Below are 21,755 nucleotides of genomic sequence, written 5' to 3'. Positions count from 1 at the left end.
ATTAACTGTTTAATAGCTAACTAACATCTACTGTAAATTTACAATCTGCCTTGCTATTAATCTATTACAATACAATGTTTTGTTTTTGCTACTCGAAAAAGTATCCAAGGAACTTTTTAACTCTTGATGTCACTTTTTGTTCCGGCTCTTTTTCTGTGCTTTTCTTCGGCTGCGTTTGCTTTTGTGTTCTCTTTTCATTTGCTTCAGGCTGATCGACAATTGCCTCCATGTTCTTTCCTTGAATCTTTGCATTTTTATATGCAAACTGTATTAAGCCAACTGCTGTACAATATTGTGGTTCTCTAACCCCAATATAATCAGGTACGGCTATTCTCACTCTATTCTGGAAGACTACTTGAGCAAGTTCTAATACCCCTTGCGTATTTGCAACCCCTCCACATAAGACATAACCACCTGGAAGGTCTGATGCCCCTAGCCTTCTTATCTCATGTTGAATAAGATCAAAGGTTTCTTCCATTCTTGCTTCAATAATATCTGCTATTTCTAGCTGATTAAATTGCTGATGTTGATCACTGCCGATAATTGGTACACTAAATACCTCTTCCTCTGAAGCGTGATCATAAAAAGCATACCCATGTTTTATCTTAATTTTTTCAGCATCTTCAGTTGAAGTTCGTAAACCAATCGATAAGTCTTTAGTGATATGTTCCCCTCCAACAGGCAATACACTTGTATCCTTTAGTACACCATTTTCAAAAATAGCAATCGTTGTTGAACCACCACCTATATCAACGAGTGCCACACCTAAGTTTTTCTCATCTTTAGATAAGGCGAAAGCACCTGCTGCTAACGGCTGAAGGGTTATATCCATAATTTCTAGGCCTGCGCGTTCAACGCATCTAAGCGTATTATGTAATAAAGTTTTAGATCCGGTTATGATGGTACCTTCCATTTCTAATCTTACACCAATCATACCTCTTGGATCATTGATTTCATCTAATCCATCTACAATAAATTGCCTTGGGATAACATCAATAATTTCTCTCTCAGGTGGCACTGATACCACTTGGGCAGCATCCATTACACGCGCTACATCATCATCTGAGATTTCCTTATTTTCACTTGACACGGCGACTACACCGTGAGAAGGCTGAAGCATAACATGGTTACCTGTGATACCTACTATCACTCTTCTAATCTCCATGCCAATCATTCTTTCAGCTTGTTCAATTGCTCTTCTAATAGAATGAACGGTTTCATCTATATCAACAATGGAGCCCTTTCTTAATCCTTCGGAAGCTACATTGCCAACACCAATAATGTTTAAAGAATCATTGACCATCTCACCAATGATTACCTTTACACTGGATGTACCGATGTCAAGGCTGACATATATTTCATTGCTGTTCATTCTGTGGCACCTCCCTTTTTGCGAGTCTACTTTTTTTAGTTACTTACTCTTGCAGTTTTCATTATAAAACCTTTATATATTAAACTGATAAACCAAATTTGATATTAATAAAATTATTCGTCAAAACTAAACTATTCCCTTTTTTAAAATCAATTTTTTTCTAAATTTTCATTCTTACTTGTCCACCTGGCTAATAAAATCCTTCGAATAACAGCGATGTTTTGAAATAACCTCACACCGAAGGCAAATACAGCTGCTAAATATAAGTCTACACCAAGATGAACCCCTAGAAAAGCAAGACCTGCTGCAAGCATAATATTAAAGAAAAATCCGGATACAAAGATTTTTTCACTATATACATCTTGTAAATGGGCTCTAATACCACCAAAAAGTGTATCAAGTGCAGCAAGAATAGCGATTGATAAGTAATTGGCATATTCATCGGGAATTTGAAAATCTGTCATAAACCCGATAAACAACCCGATAAATAAACCTAAGATGGGTAGCCACATTATGAATGTCCTCCTTCGCTCTTCTTGCCCGCCTCCTTCATATCAGTCATGTGAATTGGTTCATTGTAGGCTGGTACAGTAATCTCATTTTCCGCTAGTTCTATATCGAGTGTTAAATTCTCTATAAAAAAGTCTTCTATAGATTTAGAAACTTGCATTCTTTTATACATTTGTTCCGCATCATGCTCATTCTCTACAATAACCCTCAATTCTAACGGTAAGGTCTGAATAGAGTAACCATCTATTTTCGTTATATTATTAATATCTCTTATCACAGTAGAGTTGATTACCCGATGACCACCGATTGCTACTTCTTTCGCACCATAACGGTTGAGTTCATTTAATAACCTCTTCAATAAATCGGGTGTGACCTTCCCCACTTGTGAGCCGATAGTCAATTCCTCAGCAATAGGTTGTATCGTTAATATCAAACCTGGACCTGATTTTTCTGTCAACCCTACTTCTGTTTTGAGCTCATCCAATGTTGTTCTCAGAATCTCTTCCTTATTAGCAGCTATATTATTTTCATATTGCGCTATTTTTTCTTCTTGTGATCTGATTTCCTTTAGCAACTCAAGCCGTAATGCTTCCTCATTTTGCAGATCTTCCCGCAATTGCCATGTATCTCTTGTATCTCTTACATCTGTATTCTTGACCGTTTTAAACTGAATGGCTAGCATGACACCAATTAAGACTGTAATTATTGTAAAACCCCATTGCTTTTTGTTCATCGTTTCACCTATCTTCTTTTTCCATCAATTATTACACCTATCATGATAGAAAAAGCACTAACTACCAATTATCGGGTCCATTATGATTTCTGATTTACTTTCTAATGAAAACTGAATATTTTCATTGACAAGTAAGTCTTTAACGCCGCCAGCAATATTTAGTGCCGATGTGAGAACATCCGCATCTCCAATCGCAGATATAACAAATGGGGCTGGGTGTTGCTTCCCGTCCACTTCAATGACTGGTCCGTTACAGACAATATAAGAGGAATGCGTTAAACGCTGACCATTAATGGCGACAGCTGAAGCACCGGCAATGTATAACTCATTAATAACTTGAAACACATGATGTTCATGTACGATGTAATTATTCGCTGAATCGGCTTGAGGATTGTATTCCCCGTCCAAGAGAGTGACATTTTCACCAGGGCCACTCACTTTGACTTTTCCTAAATACATTCGATATTTATCGGCATCCTCGGCAAGATTACTATATACTTGCTCATCTTGAGAGAATTCCTTTTCTATTTCTTGCAGAGCATCTTGAGTCTTGTACAATTCTTGTTGAAGGCTAAGATTTTTTTCTTCCAAATCAATCAATTCACTTCTTAATTGCTGATCCCTCTCCCACTGGTTACTCGTTATACTACTGTCACCTTTTGTATCTTTCGCCAATTGAAAGGAATAAGCAATCAGAAAACCTAATCCAATGAAAACAAGTGAAAAGATAACCTGATTATTCTTCAACTTCCTCTTCTTGTTTTTTTTCATTCTCATTAGCTCCCCCTTCGCCATAAGGCTTAAAGTAAGAGCCCACTTCCAAATCAATAATTCCTTTTACATCGGGATCAAGTTGAGCGACAATTGCCGGGTAATGAGACATTTTATCGACAAAGGTTGCTAATGTAGCGATTACTTCATATCCATCATTCATATATAGCGTAATTGCCTCTTTATCTGTTTCTTTAGGTGTCGCGTGTATTTCTGAAATTGAATTACGAACTTCTTCTGGTAATTGACCAAGAGACGCAATCATCTTCTCTAACACATTTCCTTCAGAAAATTGAAATAAAATAGGCGCACTGGCTGGGAACTCACTTTCACCTTTTACTGAGAGAGTTTTACCGTTTTCAAGAACGGGTATATAATCCTCACCTTCCATAATATAAGCTACTCGTTTATGTTCTTTCACCGAAATAACGACTGTATTTGGAAACTCAGTTGCTACTTTTACCTCTTTCATTTCTGGTAGTTTTAAAAGCACTTGCTCAATCTCAGCTTCATCAACTTTCCATATATTCATATCTTCAGTTAATCCACTTTGTTCTACAATCGTTTCATTGCTGAAGACAGTGTTACCTGATACTTTAATTGCTTTTATATTGCTCAACGGTGACTGGAAATAAACTACTAAGGCAATCAGAAATAAAAAGAAAATAAGTAGGAAAATGAGTCTACGGTTCGCTTTCTTTTTTCTCTGCTGTTTTAATTTAGGAATTCTATCTTCAATGGATACTATTTTTCCTTGTTCCAGCATCATCACCTCGTACATCGTTACTCACAGCATATATCCTTATTTTCGGTTAATTAAACTAATATATTAACATAATGAGATAATATACCTAAATCTTTATTCACTTATCATCATTCTATTGAATGATTATATCACAATAATTGGAATGGAAGTTGGTCTTTTTCGCTACTCGCGCCCAATTATTTCAACTTCAGTTTGCAATGCTATGCCCTTCTCTGCTAATACCGTATCCTTCACATGTTGAATCAGACCCAAAACATCTTCAGCAGTTGCCTGATTACTATTCACGATAAAATTCCCGTGCATGGGCGAGATTTGGGCACCTCCAAGTGAATGCCCCTTTAAACCAACTGCTTCAATCAGCTGACCAGCATGATGTGGTAGTGGATTTCTAAAAATACTCCCTGCACAAGGGGCATCCCATGGTTGTGTTTCTTTTCGATAAGCCTTATTACGTAACATCCTACCAGTAATCGCTTCTTTCTCTCCTTGCACTAAGCGAAAAATCGCTTCAACAACAATGCCAGGTCGTTCTTTTTGTAAAATAGACGTTCGATACGAAAATTTCATTTCTTCGCTTGTTAACCAGTGCATTTCACCATTCGGAAAAAGGATATTCGCTTTCTCAAGGATAGCTGCGATATCTGATTGATGTGCACCTGCGTTCATAAAGACTGCTCCACCAACAGAACCAGGAATTCCACTTGCAAATTCTAGCCCTGCATACCCTTGTTTACTCACTTTGGTAGCTAATGCTACAAGGGGATATCCTGCACCGACCCTCAGGAGTTCCTGTTCTAGTTCGAGGTGGGTAAAGCCTTTACCGAATTTAATAACTACTCCCTCAATGCCATCATCAGCTACTAGTAAATTAGAGCCTCTTCCTATGACAGTCCATTTCATTTTATGCGAGACAATAACATCCATCGCTTTACGCAAATCTTCTATTGTCTTAGGTTCAATAAAAATATCGGCCGGTCCACCTATTTTCATCGTTGTATGATAAGCAAGCGGTTCTTTTTCTTTCACCGTTCCATTTATAACGTTTTTCAACTCACTAAATACGCTCTGCATAACATCCGCCCTCTCTGTATCGTCATTCTATATTATGCTAATACCATCAAGAATGGGCTACATTACTACTTATCTTTCATTAATTTTTTCATGACATTATATAACCGATCGGCTGCATCTGGGACGCCTATCTTCTTTGCAGCAGATTTCATTGCGACAATTTTGTCCTCATCTAATAAAATCCGGTCAATCGATTCAATTAATTTATTCGCACTCAAATCTCCTTCTAGGAGTAATTCTGCTGCGCCATGGTCGCTTAATGCTCTCGCGTTCTTTTCTTGATGATTATTCGTTACATATGGGCTTGGTATTAATATACTTGGGATGCCTAATGATGTTAATTCAGCAAGGGTTGTTGCACCCGCTCTCGTTACAGCAAGGTCCGTTCCCGCTAATACTTCTGGCATATTATGAATAAAAGGTTTGATTTTGATATTATCGGGATTTCCAGCCAATTCAGCCTCTTTCTTTACACTTTCATAATGGACCTCACCGGTGATATATAATACTTCATACGGCCTAGATGCTAACTGGGTAAATGTTTTTAACACGGCATCATTAATCGGCCTTGCTCCCCTACTACCACCGAAAATCAGCACAGATGGTTTAGCTGGATCTAGACCGACAGATAATTTACCATTAATGGCATTTTGTCCAAGCACTTCTGTTGCTCTAGGATTCCCCGTCATAACTACCTTTCCTTTAGGAAAGCTTGCCACAGCTTCATCAAAGCATACAGCCACTTTATCAACATATTTACTAAGGAACTTATTAGTTAAACCAGGTACACTATTTTGTTCATGAATGATTGTTGGAATTCCCAACTTGGCACCAGCGTATACAACTGGCCCACATACATAACCACCTGTACCAATTACGACATCTGGCTGAAATTCCTTCAACATTTTTTTACTATCTTGAACACCTTTTAAGAAGCGCCAAATCGTTTTCACATTATCTAAAGATAAGCTTCTTTTAAATCCTGAAATTTCAATTGACTGAAAAGGTATATTTGCACGAGGAACAATTGATGCCTCTAGCCCATTTTTAGTACCTATGTATAAGAATTCTGTGTTTTTATCTTGCTTTTGAATTTCTCGTATTAAGGCAAGCGCAGGGTAAATATGTCCACCTGTGCCACCACCACTTAATGCAATTTTCATGCTTTCACCTCAAACAAAGCTGTTAGTTTCCTTACTGTTTACTAGTCTTACTTTATCCTATTCTACTATATTTGCACTGAAAGGAAGAAATGATAACCTACAATGTCATGCAAATGTAATGAATTTGGAAAAACTCTTTCCCTTTTGAAATAAATGAATGTTCTACACTAACAAATTAACCCAAGTAATACCACTTAATTGAAGCTTTAACTATATATTCTTTTTTAATTTGCGATTCTCCTATCAGCAAAAAAAGAAACCCTAAAATGGGTTTCATTAATAACGAGAATACCGACTAATATTAAGCAGCACACCAATAGCCATTAACATAAGGGTCAATGAAGATCCTCCATAACTTAAGAATGGTAAAGTGATACCAGTTACTGGCATTAAACCTGTGACTACACCAATATTAATCATTACTTGTATGGCAACCATGGCGATAATCCCTACTGCCAAAAAACTACCATATAAATCTGGTGCACCAAGCGCTACTCTAATTCCTCTCCATAAAAGAAGAGCGAAGAGTAAAATCACGAATGTGCCCCCTATAAAACCTAATTCCTCAGATAATATGGCAAAAATAAAATCTGTTTGTGGTTCTGGTAAATAGAAGAATTTCTGTCTGCTTTCTCCTAAACCTAAACCGAATAACCCACCTGGACCAATTGCATAAAGAGATTGTATAATTTGAAATCCGCTTCCTAAAGGGTCCTCCCAAGGATCTAAGAAGGAAGTAATTCTTTTGATTCGATAAGGTGCAGAGAGTACTAAAGCAACAAAGCCTCCTATACCGATCAAACCTAAAAATGCAAAATGTTTAATTCTTGCACCTGACACGAATATCATTACTATACAAGTCCCTACCATTACAGTTCCCGTGCCTAAATCAGGCTGTAACATGATTAAGCCGAAAGCAAGAAATACTAGGCCTAATGAAGGTACTAAGCCTTTCTTAAATGAGGTAATGAGTTTCTGCTTTTCGGAAAGAAACTTAGCGAGAAAAGCAATCATCGCTAGTTTCATAAACTCGGAAGGTTGAATAGAGAATGCACCAACCCCTATCCAACTTCTTGACCCATTTCTAACATTTCCTATACCAGGTATTAATACTAATAATAGCAACACAAAACAAACAATGATGATGACTTTTGCCCATGTTCTCCATGTCCAATAATCAACATTCATAAGAAAGAACATGGCTACTAAACCCACAACTGCAAATAGTAACTGCCTTTTTGCGAAGAAAAAAGCGTCATCAAACTTGTAATCTGCCCAAATGGCACTGGCACTATAAACCATCGTTAATCCAACAGCTAAGAGCATGAGCGTAACAATAATTAATATCATATCTGGAGTGGCTTTTTTAGTTGGCAAAGTCAACACACCTCTAAATGCAAGTTTTAGGGCTGTTTGCAGTTTCCTCTACCGAACAAAATCAATCTTAGCTCAAGGAATAGGATCATTTGAACCGGCAGACAAGCCCTTTACTTAAGCTTATGCACCGCTTCTATAAAAATGTCTCCTCTTACTTCAAAAGTTTTATATTGATCCCAACTTGCACACGCGGGCGAAAGTAAGATAATATCTCCTTCTTTTGAAAGGTCAAAAGCCAGTGGCACAGCATCTTCCACATTATTGGCATGTAGAATGCTTTTTATCCCTGCATGAGCGGCAGCAGCGTCAATTTTTTCAGCCGTCTCACCGAAAGTTACGACAGCTTTCACATTTGTAAGTGCTGGTATAAGCTCATCAAAGGCATTACCACGATCAAGACCGCCAGCTAGAAGAACAATAGGCTGATCAAAGGCAGCTAAAGCTTTCGTTGTCGCTAAAATATTTGTTGCCTTTGAATCATTATAAAAACGTCTTTTATCCTTTTCGCCAACGAACTGTAGACGGTGGGCTACTCCTTGAAAAGTCGTTAAAACTTGATAGATGGCTTCATTATCAATACCGGACAATTTGGCAGCAATGATACTAGATAGTATGTTTTCTAAGTTATGTGCCCCTGGAAGAACAATATCAGCAATAGATATAATTGCTTCCTCATTAAAGTAAATAATGCCGTCCTTGACATATCCACCTTTTTCCAACTCATTAGTGGTAGAAAACGGGATAATTGTCGCTTTCGAATGGGCAGCTACTTCCATCACTGCCTCTTGATCAGCATTTACAATGAAGTAATCTTCCTTCGTTTGGTTTTTTGTGATATTCGCTTTTGCACTGATATATTCTTTCATTGTGCCATGATAATCAATATGTGCTTCATAAAGATTGGTTAAAATAGCAATTTTCGGGCGAAATGCTTCAATTCCCATTAATTGAAAAGAAGACAACTCAATAATAATTGTATCCTCCTTCTTCGCGTTTTCCGCAACGATAGAAGATACCTTTCCGATATTACCAGCAATAAGCGAAGACTTATTAGCAGCCTGAAAGATTTCATTAATGAGCGTTGTCGTTGTTGTCTTGCCATTTGTACCAGTAATAGCAACAAATGGAGCTTGGGAGATTTGATAAGCAAGTTCTACTTCCGTAATAACCGGCAACCCTCTATCAATCGCCCCTTGGACAATAGGGTTGCTATATGGAATGCCAGGGTTTTTTACCACATATTCAAACCCTTCATCAAGCAAGTCGACTGGATGGCTTCCACAAATCACGGTAATACCTTGCTGTAATAAGCTTTGTGCCTCCGGATTTTCATCTAAAGGTTTATAGTCATTTACCGTTACAAAAGCACCTAACTTATGTAGTAAAGATGCCGCACCGACACCACTTTTAGCAAGTCCTAACACGAGTATTTTTTTATGATGATAATGATTCACTGTTTTCATTACATCCACACCTCTACATAGATTCCGAGAATGGCACAAAGAAGACCTACTGTCCAAAATGTCACAACAACGCGCCACTCTGACCACCCTACAAGCTCGTAGTGATGATGTAATGGGCTCATTTTAAATACACGTTTACCTGTTGTCTTGAAAGAAGCTACTTGAATAATCACTGATAATGTTTCAATAACAAATACGAAGCCTATGATTAGTAAGATCAGTTCAAACTTTGTCATGATGGCAATCGCCGCAATTGCTCCACCCAAAGCAAGAGATCCTGTATCACCCATAAAAACTTTGGCTGGATGTGCATTGAATACAAGAAATCCAAGAAGTGCACCAACAACTGCTACTGAAAACACGGATACTTCAAATAATGATTGACTCCAAGCAAGGACGGCAAATGCACCAAATGCGATTGCTGCTGTCCCACTTACCAATCCATCTAACCCGTCTGTTAAGTTCACAGCATTTGAAAACCCAACGAGCCAAAAAATAATAAATAAGGCATAGCCCCATCCTAAATCAATGGAAAAATCAGTTAAAGGAATCGCTACTTCTGTACTAAAACCGGTTTGCTTTAATACAAAGAAGAATATTATTGAAATAATAATCTGTCCGATTAGTTTTTGCAATGAAGTTAAACCTAAGTTTCTTTTCATCACTACCTTAATAAAATCATCTAAGAATCCTAATAAACCAAAACCTAAAGTAACGAGAAGCAGCAAATATGTGGTACTTGTCGGTCCTTGGAATTTAGCAGTCATAATGAGCGTACTTAATGTAATTGAAAACAGAATCATTAAGCCACCCATTGTAGGCGTCCCGGTTTTCTTCTGGTGGGATTTTGGTCCTTCTTCTCTTATGCTTTGACCGAATTTAAGTCTCCTTAAAAAAGGTATGAACAAAGGAGAAATGAGTACGGTAATTAAAAAACCTAGAATAATTGTAAATAATATCACTTGCTCCATCATCATTGTTCACAACCTTTAACGGGTATTGAGAATTGTTTTACTTGTTTTTTTCTTAATCGTTTTATCATATATTCTAAACCTTTCAATCAATCATTCATGATCGTGTTATTTTTTTAGTCATTTACTACTTGTTTTCTTTTTTTTCAATGGCTTCCTTCGCTACTAATCGATCATCAAAATCAAAATGCTCATGACCAATTATTTGATATGTTTCATGACCTTTACCTGCTATTAATATACAATCCCCAGGTTCTGCCTGATTCACTGCATATTGTATAGCCTCTTTTCGATCAATAATTGAAACATAAGATTCGTTTTTCACACCAGCTTCCATGTCTTTTAAAATACTTTCAGGGTCCTCGGTACGGGGATTATCAGATGTAAATATAGCATCAGTACTATGTTTACAAGTAATTTGAGCCATTAAAGGCCTTTTCGTACGATCTCTATCTCCTCCACAACCGACAACTGTAAAGATTCGTTTCTTTGCTAATTGTTGCACTGTCTTTAATGCATTCTCTAAACTATCTGGCGTATGAGAGTAATCTACAATAACGGTGAAATCTTGATGAGCATCTACCGTTTCGAATCTCCCTGCAACGCCAGCTACACTTTCAACAGACTGGATAATTTGCTCCATAGAAATATTAGAAGCAAAAGCTGCAGCAATACTTGCCAATACATTATATACACTAAATTTTCCTATTAACTGAATATGAAGAGAATAGTTTCCGATTGGACTGTCTAATTCAAATGTGGTCCCAGAAGCATTCATTTCTATATTTCTTGCCCGAAAGTCCGCATCTCGATCAATTCCATACGTTAGTATATATGCGGAAGTTGATTTTTCATAATCATATGACGCTGGATCATCTACATTCAAAACAGCATATTTCGGTCGATCATAATGATAGGCATTCCCCAGTTGTGCGAACAGAAGACCTTTAGCACGACGATATTCATCCATTGTATGGTGGTAATCTAGGTGGTCTTGCGTTAAATTTGTAAATACAGCTACATCAAAATCACAACCATGTACTCTACCTTCATCTAATGAATGAGATGACACTTCCATCACTGCTGATGTGACGCCAGTATCTTTCATTTTTTTAAATGTTCTCTGTAAAGTAAGACTCTCAGGCGTTGTGTTTTTAATTTCATATTTTTGCTGACCAATTTTAGTATACATTGTGCCCATCAGACCCGTTTTTTGACCAGCATCTGATAAAATTTTATCAATGATATGTGTTGTCGTTGTTTTCCCATTTGTACCTGTCACACCTATTAAGTGTAACTGTTGACTTGGCTGCCCGTAAAAGGCATCTGAAAGTAAAGATAGTGCTCTTCTTGTACTCTTCACAACAATCACGGGTACCTTTAAGGAGAGCTCCTTCTCAGAAATAACGGCTACTGCTCCTTTTTCGACAGCTGAAGCAGCAAAGTCATGACCATCAACTGTGTAGCCTTTTATACAAACAAATAAGCTACCTTCTTCTACTTTACGGTTATCATTTTCAATTGATTGAATTTCAATATTGTCTACATCATTATATTGAAGATAAGGTTGCAACTTTTGTAGCAACGTATGTAATTTCATAAAAATCCATTCCTCTCATACAAACTTCTCATAAAACATTTTTACGATCATTTTGTCTAACCTATGCGTTAAAGGTGATAGGCGTATAATATTTTACATGATTCAGCGATAATTTTCTATGAGTTTCTTATAAATGCCTCGTTTAAACGGTTTTTTCTATAAAAATAATAGCACTTGATCCACCAAAAGCCTTCTTTTCATCCATTATACGCCATTTAAACCTTACTAATAATTGGACTCAATCTCTAGCTCCTTTGTTACATATGATGATTGATTATAATCATAAACTTAGAAAAAGGCGGCTTTTAATCGCCGCCTTCCTCAGTGTCATCATGCTGTTCATCGTTGAAATAGAGGCGTATGGTGGAACCTTCTTTGATTTTTGTACCAGGAAGAGGCGATTGTTTTACAACTGTATCTCCTTGTCCACTAGCTTCAATTTGAAGGTTAATCATCATCTCACCTAACTCCAATTTTGTTATACCTACTAAATCAGGTACTTCTAAAAGCGGTGTATCTGGCCAAGCATACTCTTTTTCTACTTGATCTTTCCTAGGTTCAACTCCCATAGCTCGTAAGCTATCACCAATAATGTTACCAACAATCGGAGCCGCTACAACACCACCAAATTGGACCGTCCCTTTCGGATTATCAACAGCTGTATAAACGACAATCTCAGGGTCGTCAGCTGGTGCAAAGCCAATAAAGGAAACAATATGGTTGTTTTCCAGATATTTACCACCTTGAGCTTTCTGGGCTGTTCCTGTCTTACCACCTACTCTATACCCTTCAACAAATGCATTCTTACCTGACCCTTGAGCAACTACGGTTTCTAATGCTCTGCGAATCTCGGTTGATGTCTCTTTTGATATTACCTCTCGTTTCGCTTCAGGTGTGACTTGTTTTATGACATCGCCTGTTTTAGAATCAACGATTTCTTTAGCAATATATGGTGTATACAATGTTCCCCCGTTTATGGCGGCAGAAATGGCGGCAACTTGCTGAATGGGTGTGACTGATACCCCTTGACCAAATGCCGTTGTCGCTTGCTCTACTGGCCCTACTTTATCTAAGTTAAATAGTATTCCTGTAGATTCTCCTTGCAAGTCAATCCCCGTTTTTTCTCCAAAACCAAAATCATGAATATATTTAAATAAGGTTTCTTTTCCTAACCGTTCACCAAGATTAACGAAACCTGGGTTACAAGAATTTTGTACCACTTCTAAATAGGTTTGTGAACCATGTCCACCTTTTTTCCAACAGCGAAGCTTAGCTCCGCCTACTTCTACATAACCTGGATCGTGAAAATGGTCATGATCTAGATCAACTTTCCCCTCTTCTAATGCGGCTGCCAATGTAATAATTTTAAAAGTTGATCCTGGTTCGTAGGAGCTCCAAATAGGTAAATTACGATTATACACATCTGCAGGTACATTACGAAAATTTGCAGGATCAAATGTCGGTCTACTAGACATTCCAAGAATTTCTCCTGTATTTGGATCCATCGCAATCGCTATTAACCCATCAGGATTATACTTAGCCTCGGCATTGTCAAGTTCTCTCTCAATAATTGTTTGTACTTTTGTATCAACAGTTAACTTTAATGTATTACCGTCAACAGGTGCTTGATAATCGTCAGCCATATCATTCATTCTTTGTCCTTTGGCATTAGCATAAAACTTGACCGATCCTTTTTCTCCACTTAGTTCTTTATCGTAGTATAATTCGAGACCCATCAGCCCTTGATTATCAACGCCAGCAAAACCGAGGACATGGGATAGATAATCGCCAAACGGATAATGCCTTTTAGAATCCTCACCGATATATACACCATCTATATTTAATGATCTTACTTCTTTTGCTTTTTCATGGGTGATTTTTCTGCCACCAGTAATTCTTACACTCGACTTTTTCTCTGTAATTTCTTCAAATACTTTCTCTTTAGATAAATGAAGTGTAGCGGCTAACTTTTCAGCAGCATCGTCAGGCTCGGTAATTTGTCGCGGGACGACGTAAACCGTTGGTGCACTTACATTGGTTGCTAAAGCGACTCCGTTCCGATCAACAATTTCTCCTCTTTCAGGCTCAAAAGGGATATTTCTACTCCATAATTCTTTGGCCCCATCTGTGAGAACATTTCCTATAAAAAATTGGACATAGCCCAAGCGAACATCAATAATTAAAAACACAAATAACCCAATAAATAATGCAGCAATTAATCTTTTTCGAACGGTTACATTAGATACACGCATAAATGGAACGAACCCTCCTTTTTTATCTGGCTCGTTCCATTTTATGCTTGTACATTATTTTTAGAACAGAAGCTCGTCTTTAACTTCTACTGTTCGCTCGCACTTTTATCATCCTTCAGTTCTTCTCCCTCATTAGAAGAGGATTTTTTTCCACTTTGTTGAAAATCAACGATTAAATATTCATCTTCTTTTATAGCGCTTCCTGGAGCTAGATTTTGCTTGACAGCAAAACCGTTGCCCACACTGTTAAGCTTAAGATTAGATAGCTTAACAAACTTCATCACATCTCTCATCGACCAACCAGTTAAGTCTGGGACAGTAAGCTTCCCATCCGTTTTAAGAATAACCTTTTCACCTTCTAACACACTTTCTGTAGCACCTGGTGATTGTTCTACAACCTTTTTACCATCACCGATAACAATTGGCTGCATTCCATTTTTCTCCAATGACTTTTTCGCTTGTTCAACAGATTTTCCTTCAAAATTCAATCCTTTACTCACTTGAAGTTTATCGTAGTCAGTAGGTTCAATACTTAAATAACTTAAGCTATTCTTCATAACCGGTTTAAAAATTTCTGAAACAGGATCGCTGCCTGTTTCTGTATTTTCAAGCTCTGGTTGCTGAACAGCCACATATACTAGTAATTCAGGGTCTTCAGCAGGTGCCATTCCTAAGAAGGAGAACACATAATTTTCTCGCCCTGTAATATAGCCACCACCCTCTTTAGGTATTTGTGCGGTTCCTGTTTTACCAGCTACTTTGTAGCCATCAATTTGATAATGATTATGGCCTGTCCCATTCTCAGAAGAGACAACCGTTTCTAATACCTTTCTCACTTCCTTGGCTGTATTCTCAGAAATCGGTTGACCCTTAATCTCTTCTTTTGCTTCTTTTACCACTTTATCATTGTTTGGGTTAATTATTTCACTTATTACATGAGGCTGCTTCATAGATCCATCACTAGCAATAGCAGTCGCCGCTTGTATTTGTTGAATGGGTGTAATAGCGGTTCCTTGACCATAAGCCGTTGTTACTTTTTCAAATGGCCATTCGTAAACAATTTTCCCTCCAGCTTCATTAGGTAAATCAATACCGGTTGGTTCTTCAAAACCAAATTTCGTCAAGTATTCTCGATATGTTTCATAGCCTAGTTGATCTTTTACCATTTTCGCTATTGCTACATTAGAGGAACGTTGAATGCCTTCTAAATACGTAATTGAACCCCATCCTTGTCCATTATTATGGTCTCTTACTGGTGGAGATTTTTCCGTAACTTTATACGTACCAGATTCGAAGGTTGCATTAGGTGTAAACACCCCTTCCTCAATTGCCGCTGCTAACGTAAAAGCTTTCATTGTTGAACCTGGTTCAAACGAATCCTCAATAGCGAGATTACGCCATGTTTGATCAATACCTTCCCGTGTTTCTGGATTAAATGTAGGTCGTTGGCTCATCGCAAGAATTTCGCCCGTTTTCGGGTCAGCGACAACGGCGACCATCTTTTCTGGGTCATACTTTTCACTTACTTTGCTCATTGCTTCTTCTAAAAAGATTTGAATTTTATTATCGATTGTTAAATATACATCATTTCCGTCTTCTGCTTTTTCTACGACTTCTTCACCATTTGGTAATAAGTATCCCCAAATATCTTTTTCATAAGAAAACTTGCCATCTTCCCCTAACATTAAATCATTCAAGCTCTTCTCTAAGCCCATAATTCCTTTGTCTTCGAGTTTTCCATCTTCACCTTCTACGGAATCAACATACCCGATAAGATGCGAGGCAAAAGTTCCATTAGGGTAAAAACGGATGGTTTGCGGTTGAAAAACAATACCTGGCAACTCTAACTCTTCTATTTTCTTCTTTTGACTAACTGTTAATTTTTGACCTGCACGGCCGAATTCCACTTGGAATAACTGTTCATCCTTGCCTCGCCTCTCATTGATTGTTAATCTTTCGTAGATTTCAGACTCTTCCATATCAATGACTTCAGCTAATTGCTTTGCCGTCTCATCTGGTTCAACCACATGTTTCGGATTATCTTTATTCTTGGTCATTTTTTCTGATAAGACGGCAACTAAAGTGTAAGCTGTACTATCCTCAGCAATGACATTGCCATTACGATCGTAAATTGTCCCACGTTTAGATTCAATGGTTGTTGAACCTTGGTACAACTGTTCAGCTTGTGCAGCAATGACTTTACCACCCGCTTCACCAGACACTTGAATAGAGATAAACCGGAAAAGCAAGACAAAAAAGAGCAGACTGAATATCATAAACAATATCGCTGCTCCAACATTCATATTTCTTTGCTTCTTATACATTACTCACCACCAACAACCTTAGGAGATTCATTCATTTCAAAGCCAGATTTTTCAGCTGCTTGTTTTACACGGTCTGGACGACTTAATTCCTCGATTTGCATTTTTAAATCACTATTCACACTCTGTTGTTCAGTGATTGCTTTTTGCGTGTCTTGAATTTCCGCATTTACTTCATATAAACCTGCTTGATTTGAAATAATTGTTGTGGCGCCAAAGAAAACTGCACCCGCAAATACGATACCCATTATTTTTTCTCCAGGCGAGAGCAATGATTTACGATCTTTTATTTTCTTTTTTGGCGCTTGAGCCGGCTGATTAGATACATGTTGTTCTTGCTGTAGTTTACGAGCTACATTCTCCATATTTCCCCTCCTGAGTGTGTATCTTTTATTTTATATTTTTTCTATAATCCTGAGTTTAGCTGAACGAGATCGATTATTATGGGATAACTCCTCTTCAGATGGAATAATAGGTTTTCTGTTCACTAATTTCATCTTAGGTTGATATTCATCAGGAATAACCGGCAGTCCCGGTGGTAGATCTGGTGTTGAGCTGGCCTCTTTAAAAGCCGCTTTACAAATACGATCCTCTAACGAGTGGAATGTAATAACACTCACTCTCCCACCACTTTTTAGCAAGCCCATCGCTTGCTCTAATGACTGCTCGAATACCCCTAATTCATCATTAACAGCAATGCGTATCGCTTGGAAAATCCGCTTAGCTGGATGACCCCCTTTTCTTCTAGCTGGGGCAGGTATGCCTTCCTTGATCAAATCTACTAATTCACCTGTTGTTTTTATCGGCGCTTTTTCTCTTGCTAACTCAATTTTTCTTGCAATTTGTTTAGAAAATTTTTCTTCACCATATTTAAAAAAGATTTTCACAAGTTCGTTATATGACCAATGGTTGACAACATCATAGGCTGAAACCTCCGCTTGCTTATCCATTCTCATATCGAGCGGAGCGTCATGATGATAACTAAAACCTCTTTCCGGTGTATCCAATTGAGGAGATGAAACACCTAGGTCATACAAAATACCATCCACTTCAGAAATCCCTCTTGCATTCAATTCTTCCTTTAAATGACTAAAATTACTTTTTACCAGTGTCACTTGCCCACTGTACTTAGCAAGTTTCTCCTTCGCATTCTCAATTGCCGTTTCATCTTGGTCAAAAGAGAATAATCTTCCTTCACTTGAGAGCTGTGATAATAAATATTCACTATGCCCAGCTCCACCTAAAGTACAATCCACGTATATCCCATTTTCTTTCACATTTAGTCCATCTACGGTCTCTTTTAAAAGTACTGTTGTATGATTAAACATTGTTGCTCATCCTTCCCAACCTATAATTGTGTGTAAAAGTCCCCTTATGTATTCATTCGGGTTAGGCCTTGTTTAAATATCAAAGCCAATCATATTTTCTGCAATTTCAGCAAAAGATTCTTCTGACTCTGCAAAATATTCTTCCCAAAGGCTTCTACTCCAAATCTCAATTCGGTTGGAAACACCTAATACGACACATTCTTTATCTAATTTTGCATATTGCATTAGTGGGGAAGCGATATTTACTCGTCCTTGTTTGTCAATTTCACATTCTGTTGCACCCGAGAAGAAAAATCGGGTAAAAGCGCGGGCGTCCTTTTTTGTCATGGGTAAAGCTTTAAGTTTCTCTTCAAGCTCTTTCCATTCTGTTAAGGGATAACCAAATAAACATTGATCCAAACCTCGTGTTAATACAAATGTCTCTCCTAAGTTCTCACGAAATTTAGCAGGTACGATTAAGCGGCCCTTTGTATCAACATTATGATGGTATTCTCCCATAAACATACCCGCTTCACCCACTTTCTAACACAAATGTACCACATTCCCCCACTTTCCTCCACTATTTTAAATGATTCGCTCACGTCCAATAAATTCCTGCTGTTTTTTTATTTTTCAAATATTTTTCTTTCGCTATCTTTTTACAAAAATATTTGCTTTTTTTACCTTATCCATTTCATTTTGAATTAAGCTGAAAGAGAATTGTCAAAAGAAGAAGATTCGTTAGTCACACATTTTAAAAATCGACAAAGACATATTCTTACGGACAACTACAAAATCTTCCCTTGTCGTTTGGCTAGCCTAAACCTCTCCCACCTTTTATGTGCCTATTATTTTACTTTGTGCACAAAAAAAGACTTAAATCCTCCTCTAATATTGAGAAGTATTTAAGTCTTTTGCTTTATACCTTCATCACTTTATGCGTACCATCAAAAGGTAGTTCATGATCGAGAATCCGGGAGAAGAATGATAAACCATACTTATTGATAAAATAAAGTCCATTCCAAACCCTTTCTTGTGGGATACCGTCTGGTTTTACGGAAGATTGGATACGATCAAATTTCGAGAGTATATTTGTATATTTTTGCTCAGTCGATTGTTTAAATTTAGTTTGTATAAATGCAATTTGCTTTTGTACAAGTGCTTGATTTTTTTCTACGAGTGGGTACATACCCTTTTCTTTCTCTGAAGTATAAGCTAACAACTGTTTGTAAGATTCTTCAATTTTCGCTTGTAATTCGCTTAAGATTTCATCTCGTTCTTTACTTTGGACTGATTGAAGAAATTGATTCTTTCGTTCTTCAGTACCATTCATTAACACGTCTTCTAATTGTAATCCAAGCTCTGTCATTTCCGATTCAATTGCTCTCTCTAAAATCGTAAAATTCAAGCGCGGAACAAGTGGCGGCATTTTTAAAGAGAACTGCTCAAATACTTTTTGCAGTTCAGCCCAGTACGCGATTTCCCCTGGTCCAGCAATAAACGCTAATGTGGGGAAAAGTAATTCCTGTGTTAAAGGTCTTGTAACAACATTATTACTCAGTTTCTCGGGTGTTGTTTCAGCCATCGTTAACATTTCTTCTAATGTGAAGCTTATTTTAGCATCTGTATTCACAAAACATTGGGTTTGATGATTGTAATCAAGTAGGATTCTCTCTTTAAAAACTTCATCATAATAGAAGAGATTAGCAGCATTTTTACTAATTTCTAGCATTTTTGCATAACCATCAGCTTGTAATCTCTGTTGATTTTCAAGCACAGCTGTTGTCATTTTTGTCGAAGCTTTGATTTGCTCAGCTAATATGCCCTTTTCCAATTGTCTTAATTGCGCATTACCTGAATCAACCAATAAAAGACCATGTTCTTTAAACATCCCCATAATTAAATGAGCAAATATGTCTACATATGTTTTCGATTGTTCTATAGCCTTATGAATGAATGACATAATATCTTTTGTAAATGCGGTTTCACCAAATGACTCAATGATGTCGTCAACCCACTTGATACAAACATCTGAATCAATAGCGATATTTGATACCATCTTTTTATCATTCGGTGATTCTGGATAAACCAGCTTTTTCATTTGGTTGTTTTCATAACGATAAATATGGTTTACCTCTTGATAATCATGATCCTCACCAGCAATCCAAAAAACAGGTACAACAGGAATATTTAATTCCCGCTCTTTTTCCTTAGCAAAGGCAATGATAGAAATGACTTTATGTATGGAATAAAGAGGTCCAGTCATTATACCTGCCTGCTGCCCTCCAATAACAACTACACTTTTATCATCATTTAGCTTTTTAAGAGATTCTTGTACCTTCTCAGATGTTGGAAAGCCATTCATGAAATCACTTATATGACTTACTAGCTTATCTCGTGAAAAATTTCTCTGACCAAGTTCTTCTATACGTCTCTTTAAATCACTAATATGATTATAACGGTAGTGGAAGTATGGCTGAATTTTCTCATCTTGAGCAGTATACTCTGTTGCAAACCGATTAGTGGCCGGTATTGTGAGATGCAAAATCTCCATCTATGAACTTCCTTTCTAAACACATTTTCCAAGTATCTTTATGAGTATAGCATTGTCAGAAAAGAAAAGAAAAAAACTTTGCTTATGATGGGCTAGATTTTAACTTCTTTTGATTTCATCATTCATAATGATAATATATTTCCTTAGCCAACTAAAGAGTCTTTTTTAAAACATCAAATGACTAATTCTGTTAAAAATACCAATTGCTATTAAAACACAGTAAGCAGTGAGAAAAAACAAAAAATTAATGCGCCAATATCCTTTGAACAATTTACCGTAATCTATTTCTTGCTTAACCCGCCAATAATACAATAGATAAAGTATAGCAGTACTAATAAGGAAAAGAAAAATCAACCAAATGTATGAGCGATTCCAAATTGAAGCAATCATAAAATGGACAGAGAGAATGAGCAGCAATGTGCTAATATCAAGAGCTAGATGTACAGATTTCTTATGCTTTTTCGTCACTTGTTTACAAATGATAAAAACGAGTAAATACCCTAGAAATGGTATAGTAATAAATGTCGCAATCATCGAGGATAAAAATACACTCAATCCTTCTCCCCCTTTTTCTCCATCCCCTTGATCATAAAATAACAAGATGTTAATAATGGTACACTCTCTTGATTTTTCTTTGCTTGAGTAAGACAGTAACCAACAATTGCATCAACTTCTGTTTTCCTGCCTTCAACAATATCTTTGAACATTGATGATTGATTATGAGCAGTCTTCCTACAAATTGATACAACATATGCTTCGATCTCTTGACTCTCTTTAATTGAAAGCGCAGCTGTTACTTCTGTAAATAAGATTTTAAATACTTTAAAATAAGATGGATCTTCAATTAGTAAACCATTTCTTATCTTTAAAATGGCTGTCAAAGGGTTAATCACAGCATTTGCAACTAATTTTTTCAGCATGATTTCCTCATAGTTCTGATAAAGCATGAATGGAAAATCTTCGCTATTAGCCATTACATTTAAAAGTTGGATGGGTTCAGCATTTTCAGTTAAAGGAGCAAGCTTTGTTACTCCTAACCCCGTATGGTTTACTTCATTTTTATTTACCTTTAGTGCACCATGTTCAACTGTACCAATATAGACTTGTTGATTTTTTAACCGTTCGAGCTTTTCTAAATGACCCATACCATTTTGCAGAAAGATAAATAACGTTTTTGTATGTATGCTAAGAGTGGCAAGGAGTGAGTCAAGGTGATATTCTTTTACAGCAACAAAGGTAATCTCGTCTTGCCCTTTCCAATTATGTATATATTCAACATGAATACGTTCATTCCTCCGATTTTCTTTCGTATTTAAAAAGATACCTTCTAAGGAGATAATGTCCTTTTGCTCATCTGAACGCACATAAAGAGTAACCTCATGTTGTTTATTTAAATAGAAAGCATATAATAGTCCGATAGAACCCCCGCCAATAATCCCGATTTTCATCATTATCACTTCACTTACAATGTATTTAGTCTCATTTTAGCAAATTTAGCTATTGAAAGGTGAGACGATTCTTTTT

At 37.0% G+C, this 21,755-nt stretch carries 19 protein-coding genes; all 19 read right to left on the bottom strand.

Annotated elements, in window-relative coordinates:
* Positions 1-88: 88 nt before the first annotated feature.
* On the bottom strand, positions 89-1,372 hold the full coding sequence (gene ftsA, locus LCM23_RS20155; RefSeq protein ID WP_095369610.1) for a cell division protein FtsA: 1,284 nt from the start codon (positions 1,370-1,372) through the stop codon (positions 89-91).
* A 149-nt stretch (positions 1,373-1,521) separates the two neighbouring features.
* Entirely contained in the window at positions 1,522-1,884 is a 363-nt protein-coding gene (locus LCM23_RS20150) for a small basic family protein (RefSeq protein ID WP_095369611.1), read from the bottom strand.
* Positions 1,884-2,615 (bottom strand): DUF881 domain-containing protein, encoded by a 732-nt coding sequence (locus tag LCM23_RS20145; protein WP_224938539.1) that lies wholly within the window; start codon positions 2,613-2,615, stop codon positions 1,884-1,886. The genes LCM23_RS20150 and LCM23_RS20145 overlap by 1 nt, the downstream gene beginning before the upstream one ends.
* A gap of 57 nt (positions 2,616-2,672) precedes the next feature.
* Positions 2,673-3,386, bottom strand: coding sequence for a DUF881 domain-containing protein (locus LCM23_RS20140; RefSeq protein WP_224938538.1), 714 nt, complete (start codon positions 3,384-3,386; stop codon positions 2,673-2,675).
* Positions 3,352-4,152 carry a cell division protein FtsQ/DivIB gene (locus tag LCM23_RS20135; RefSeq protein WP_318247544.1) on the bottom strand — a complete coding sequence of 267 codons (801 nt, stop codon included), beginning with the start codon at positions 4,150-4,152 and terminating at the stop codon, positions 3,352-3,354. The genes LCM23_RS20140 and LCM23_RS20135 overlap by 35 nt, the downstream gene beginning before the upstream one ends.
* 162 nt (positions 4,153-4,314) lie before the next feature.
* Positions 4,315-5,223 carry a UDP-N-acetylmuramate dehydrogenase gene (gene murB / locus LCM23_RS20130; RefSeq protein ID WP_224938537.1) on the bottom strand — a complete coding sequence of 303 codons (909 nt, stop codon included), beginning with the start codon at positions 5,221-5,223 and terminating at the stop codon, positions 4,315-4,317.
* Between the two features lie 65 nt (positions 5,224-5,288).
* Entirely contained in the window at positions 5,289-6,386 is a 1,098-nt protein-coding gene (gene murG / locus LCM23_RS20125) for an undecaprenyldiphospho-muramoylpentapeptide beta-N-acetylglucosaminyltransferase (protein WP_224938536.1), read from the bottom strand.
* A gap of 276 nt (positions 6,387-6,662) precedes the next feature.
* Positions 6,663-7,763 carry a stage V sporulation protein E gene (gene spoVE / locus LCM23_RS20120; protein ID WP_224938535.1) on the bottom strand — a complete coding sequence of 367 codons (1,101 nt, stop codon included), beginning with the start codon at positions 7,761-7,763 and terminating at the stop codon, positions 6,663-6,665.
* Between the two features lie 110 nt (positions 7,764-7,873).
* Positions 7,874-9,226 (bottom strand): UDP-N-acetylmuramoyl-L-alanine--D-glutamate ligase, encoded by a 1,353-nt coding sequence (gene murD, locus LCM23_RS20115; protein WP_224938534.1) that lies wholly within the window; start codon positions 9,224-9,226, stop codon positions 7,874-7,876.
* On the bottom strand, positions 9,226-10,200 hold the full coding sequence (mraY, locus tag LCM23_RS20110; protein WP_095369616.1) for a phospho-N-acetylmuramoyl-pentapeptide-transferase: 975 nt from the start codon (positions 10,198-10,200) through the stop codon (positions 9,226-9,228). The genes murD and mraY overlap by 1 nt, the downstream gene beginning before the upstream one ends.
* Before the next feature lie 124 nt (positions 10,201-10,324).
* Complete coding sequence (locus tag LCM23_RS20105; RefSeq protein WP_224938533.1) at positions 10,325-11,797, bottom strand: UDP-N-acetylmuramoyl-L-alanyl-D-glutamate--2,6-diaminopimelate ligase; 1,473 nt, start codon at positions 11,795-11,797, stop codon at positions 10,325-10,327.
* A 305-nt stretch (positions 11,798-12,102) separates the two neighbouring features.
* Positions 12,103-14,049: a stage V sporulation protein D gene (locus tag LCM23_RS20100; RefSeq protein ID WP_224938532.1), complete on the bottom strand. Its 1,947-nt coding sequence runs from the start codon at positions 14,047-14,049 to the stop codon at positions 12,103-12,105.
* Between the two features lie 86 nt (positions 14,050-14,135).
* Positions 14,136-16,373, bottom strand: a complete 2,238-nt coding sequence (locus LCM23_RS20095) for a penicillin-binding protein (RefSeq protein ID WP_224938531.1) — start codon at positions 16,371-16,373, stop codon at positions 14,136-14,138.
* Positions 16,373-16,735 carry a cell division protein FtsL gene (ftsL, locus tag LCM23_RS20090; protein WP_095369620.1) on the bottom strand — a complete coding sequence of 121 codons (363 nt, stop codon included), beginning with the start codon at positions 16,733-16,735 and terminating at the stop codon, positions 16,373-16,375. The genes LCM23_RS20095 and ftsL overlap by 1 nt, the downstream gene beginning before the upstream one ends.
* 30 nt (positions 16,736-16,765) lie before the next feature.
* The gene (gene rsmH / locus LCM23_RS20085) at positions 16,766-17,698 is read right to left on the bottom strand and encodes a 16S rRNA (cytosine(1402)-N(4))-methyltransferase RsmH (protein ID WP_095369621.1); all 933 of its coding nucleotides are present in this window, start codon (positions 17,696-17,698) and stop codon (positions 16,766-16,768) included.
* A 72-nt stretch (positions 17,699-17,770) separates the two neighbouring features.
* A complete protein-coding gene (gene mraZ / locus LCM23_RS20080) occupies positions 17,771-18,202 on the bottom strand; it encodes a division/cell wall cluster transcriptional repressor MraZ (RefSeq protein ID WP_095373480.1) in 432 nt (143 codons plus the stop codon).
* A gap of 394 nt (positions 18,203-18,596) precedes the next feature.
* Complete coding sequence (gene bshC, locus LCM23_RS20075) at positions 18,597-20,231, bottom strand: bacillithiol biosynthesis cysteine-adding enzyme BshC (RefSeq protein WP_224938530.1); 1,635 nt, start codon at positions 20,229-20,231, stop codon at positions 18,597-18,599.
* A 165-nt stretch (positions 20,232-20,396) separates the two neighbouring features.
* Positions 20,397-20,786, bottom strand: coding sequence for a DUF3397 domain-containing protein (locus tag LCM23_RS20070; protein ID WP_224938529.1), 390 nt, complete (start codon positions 20,784-20,786; stop codon positions 20,397-20,399).
* A complete protein-coding gene (locus LCM23_RS20065; protein WP_224938528.1) occupies positions 20,783-21,682 on the bottom strand; it encodes a 2-dehydropantoate 2-reductase in 900 nt (299 codons plus the stop codon). Before LCM23_RS20065 ends, LCM23_RS20070 begins: the two co-directional genes overlap by 4 nt.
* Positions 21,683-21,755 lie beyond the last annotated feature (73 nt).

This window comes from Cytobacillus kochii (assembly GCF_020171845.1).
Classification (GTDB): Bacteria; Bacillota; Bacilli; order Bacillales; family Cytobacillaceae; genus Cytobacillus; species Cytobacillus kochii.
This window is presented reverse-complemented; position numbering and strand designations above follow the sequence as displayed.

Excerpts from the sequence above, each read along its gene's own strand:
- ftsA (WP_095369610.1), bottom strand. The coding sequence starts at position 1,372 with ATGAACAGCAATGAAATATATGTCAGCCTTGACATCGGTACATCCAGT.
- LCM23_RS20150 (WP_095369611.1), bottom strand. The coding sequence starts at position 1,884 with ATGTGGCTACCCATCTTAGGTTTATTTATCGGGTTGTTTATCGGGTTT.
- LCM23_RS20145 (WP_224938539.1), bottom strand. The coding sequence starts at position 2,615 with ATGAACAAAAAGCAATGGGGTTTTACAATAATTACAGTCTTAATTGGT.
- LCM23_RS20140 (WP_224938538.1), bottom strand. The coding sequence starts at position 3,386 with ATGAAAAAAAACAAGAAGAGGAAGTTGAAGAATAATCAGGTTATCTTT.
- LCM23_RS20135 (WP_318247544.1), bottom strand. The coding sequence starts at position 4,152 with ATGCTGGAACAAGGAAAAATAGTATCCATTGAAGATAGAATTCCTAAA.
- murB (WP_224938537.1), bottom strand. The coding sequence starts at position 5,223 with ATGCAGAGCGTATTTAGTGAGTTGAAAAACGTTATAAATGGAACGGTG.
- murG (WP_224938536.1), bottom strand. The coding sequence starts at position 6,386 with ATGAAAATTGCATTAAGTGGTGGTGGCACAGGTGGACATATTTACCCT.
- murD (WP_224938534.1), bottom strand. The coding sequence starts at position 9,226 with ATGAAAACAGTGAATCATTATCATCATAAAAAAATACTCGTGTTAGGA.
- mraY (WP_095369616.1), bottom strand. The coding sequence starts at position 10,200 with ATGATGGAGCAAGTGATATTATTTACAATTATTCTAGGTTTTTTAATT.
- LCM23_RS20105 (WP_224938533.1), bottom strand. The coding sequence starts at position 11,797 with ATGAAATTACATACGTTGCTACAAAAGTTGCAACCTTATCTTCAATAT.
- LCM23_RS20100 (WP_224938532.1), bottom strand. The coding sequence starts at position 14,049 with ATGCGTGTATCTAATGTAACCGTTCGAAAAAGATTAATTGCTGCATTA.
- LCM23_RS20095 (WP_224938531.1), bottom strand. The coding sequence starts at position 16,373 with ATGTATAAGAAGCAAAGAAATATGAATGTTGGAGCAGCGATATTGTTT.
- ftsL (WP_095369620.1), bottom strand. The coding sequence starts at position 16,735 with ATGGAGAATGTAGCTCGTAAACTACAGCAAGAACAACATGTATCTAAT.
- rsmH (WP_095369621.1), bottom strand. The coding sequence starts at position 17,698 with ATGTTTAATCATACAACAGTACTTTTAAAAGAGACCGTAGATGGACTA.
- mraZ (WP_095373480.1), bottom strand. The coding sequence starts at position 18,202 with ATGTTTATGGGAGAATACCATCATAATGTTGATACAAAGGGCCGCTTA.
- bshC (WP_224938530.1), bottom strand. The coding sequence starts at position 20,231 with ATGGAGATTTTGCATCTCACAATACCGGCCACTAATCGGTTTGCAACA.
- LCM23_RS20065 (WP_224938528.1), bottom strand. The coding sequence starts at position 21,682 with ATGATGAAAATCGGGATTATTGGCGGGGGTTCTATCGGACTATTATAT.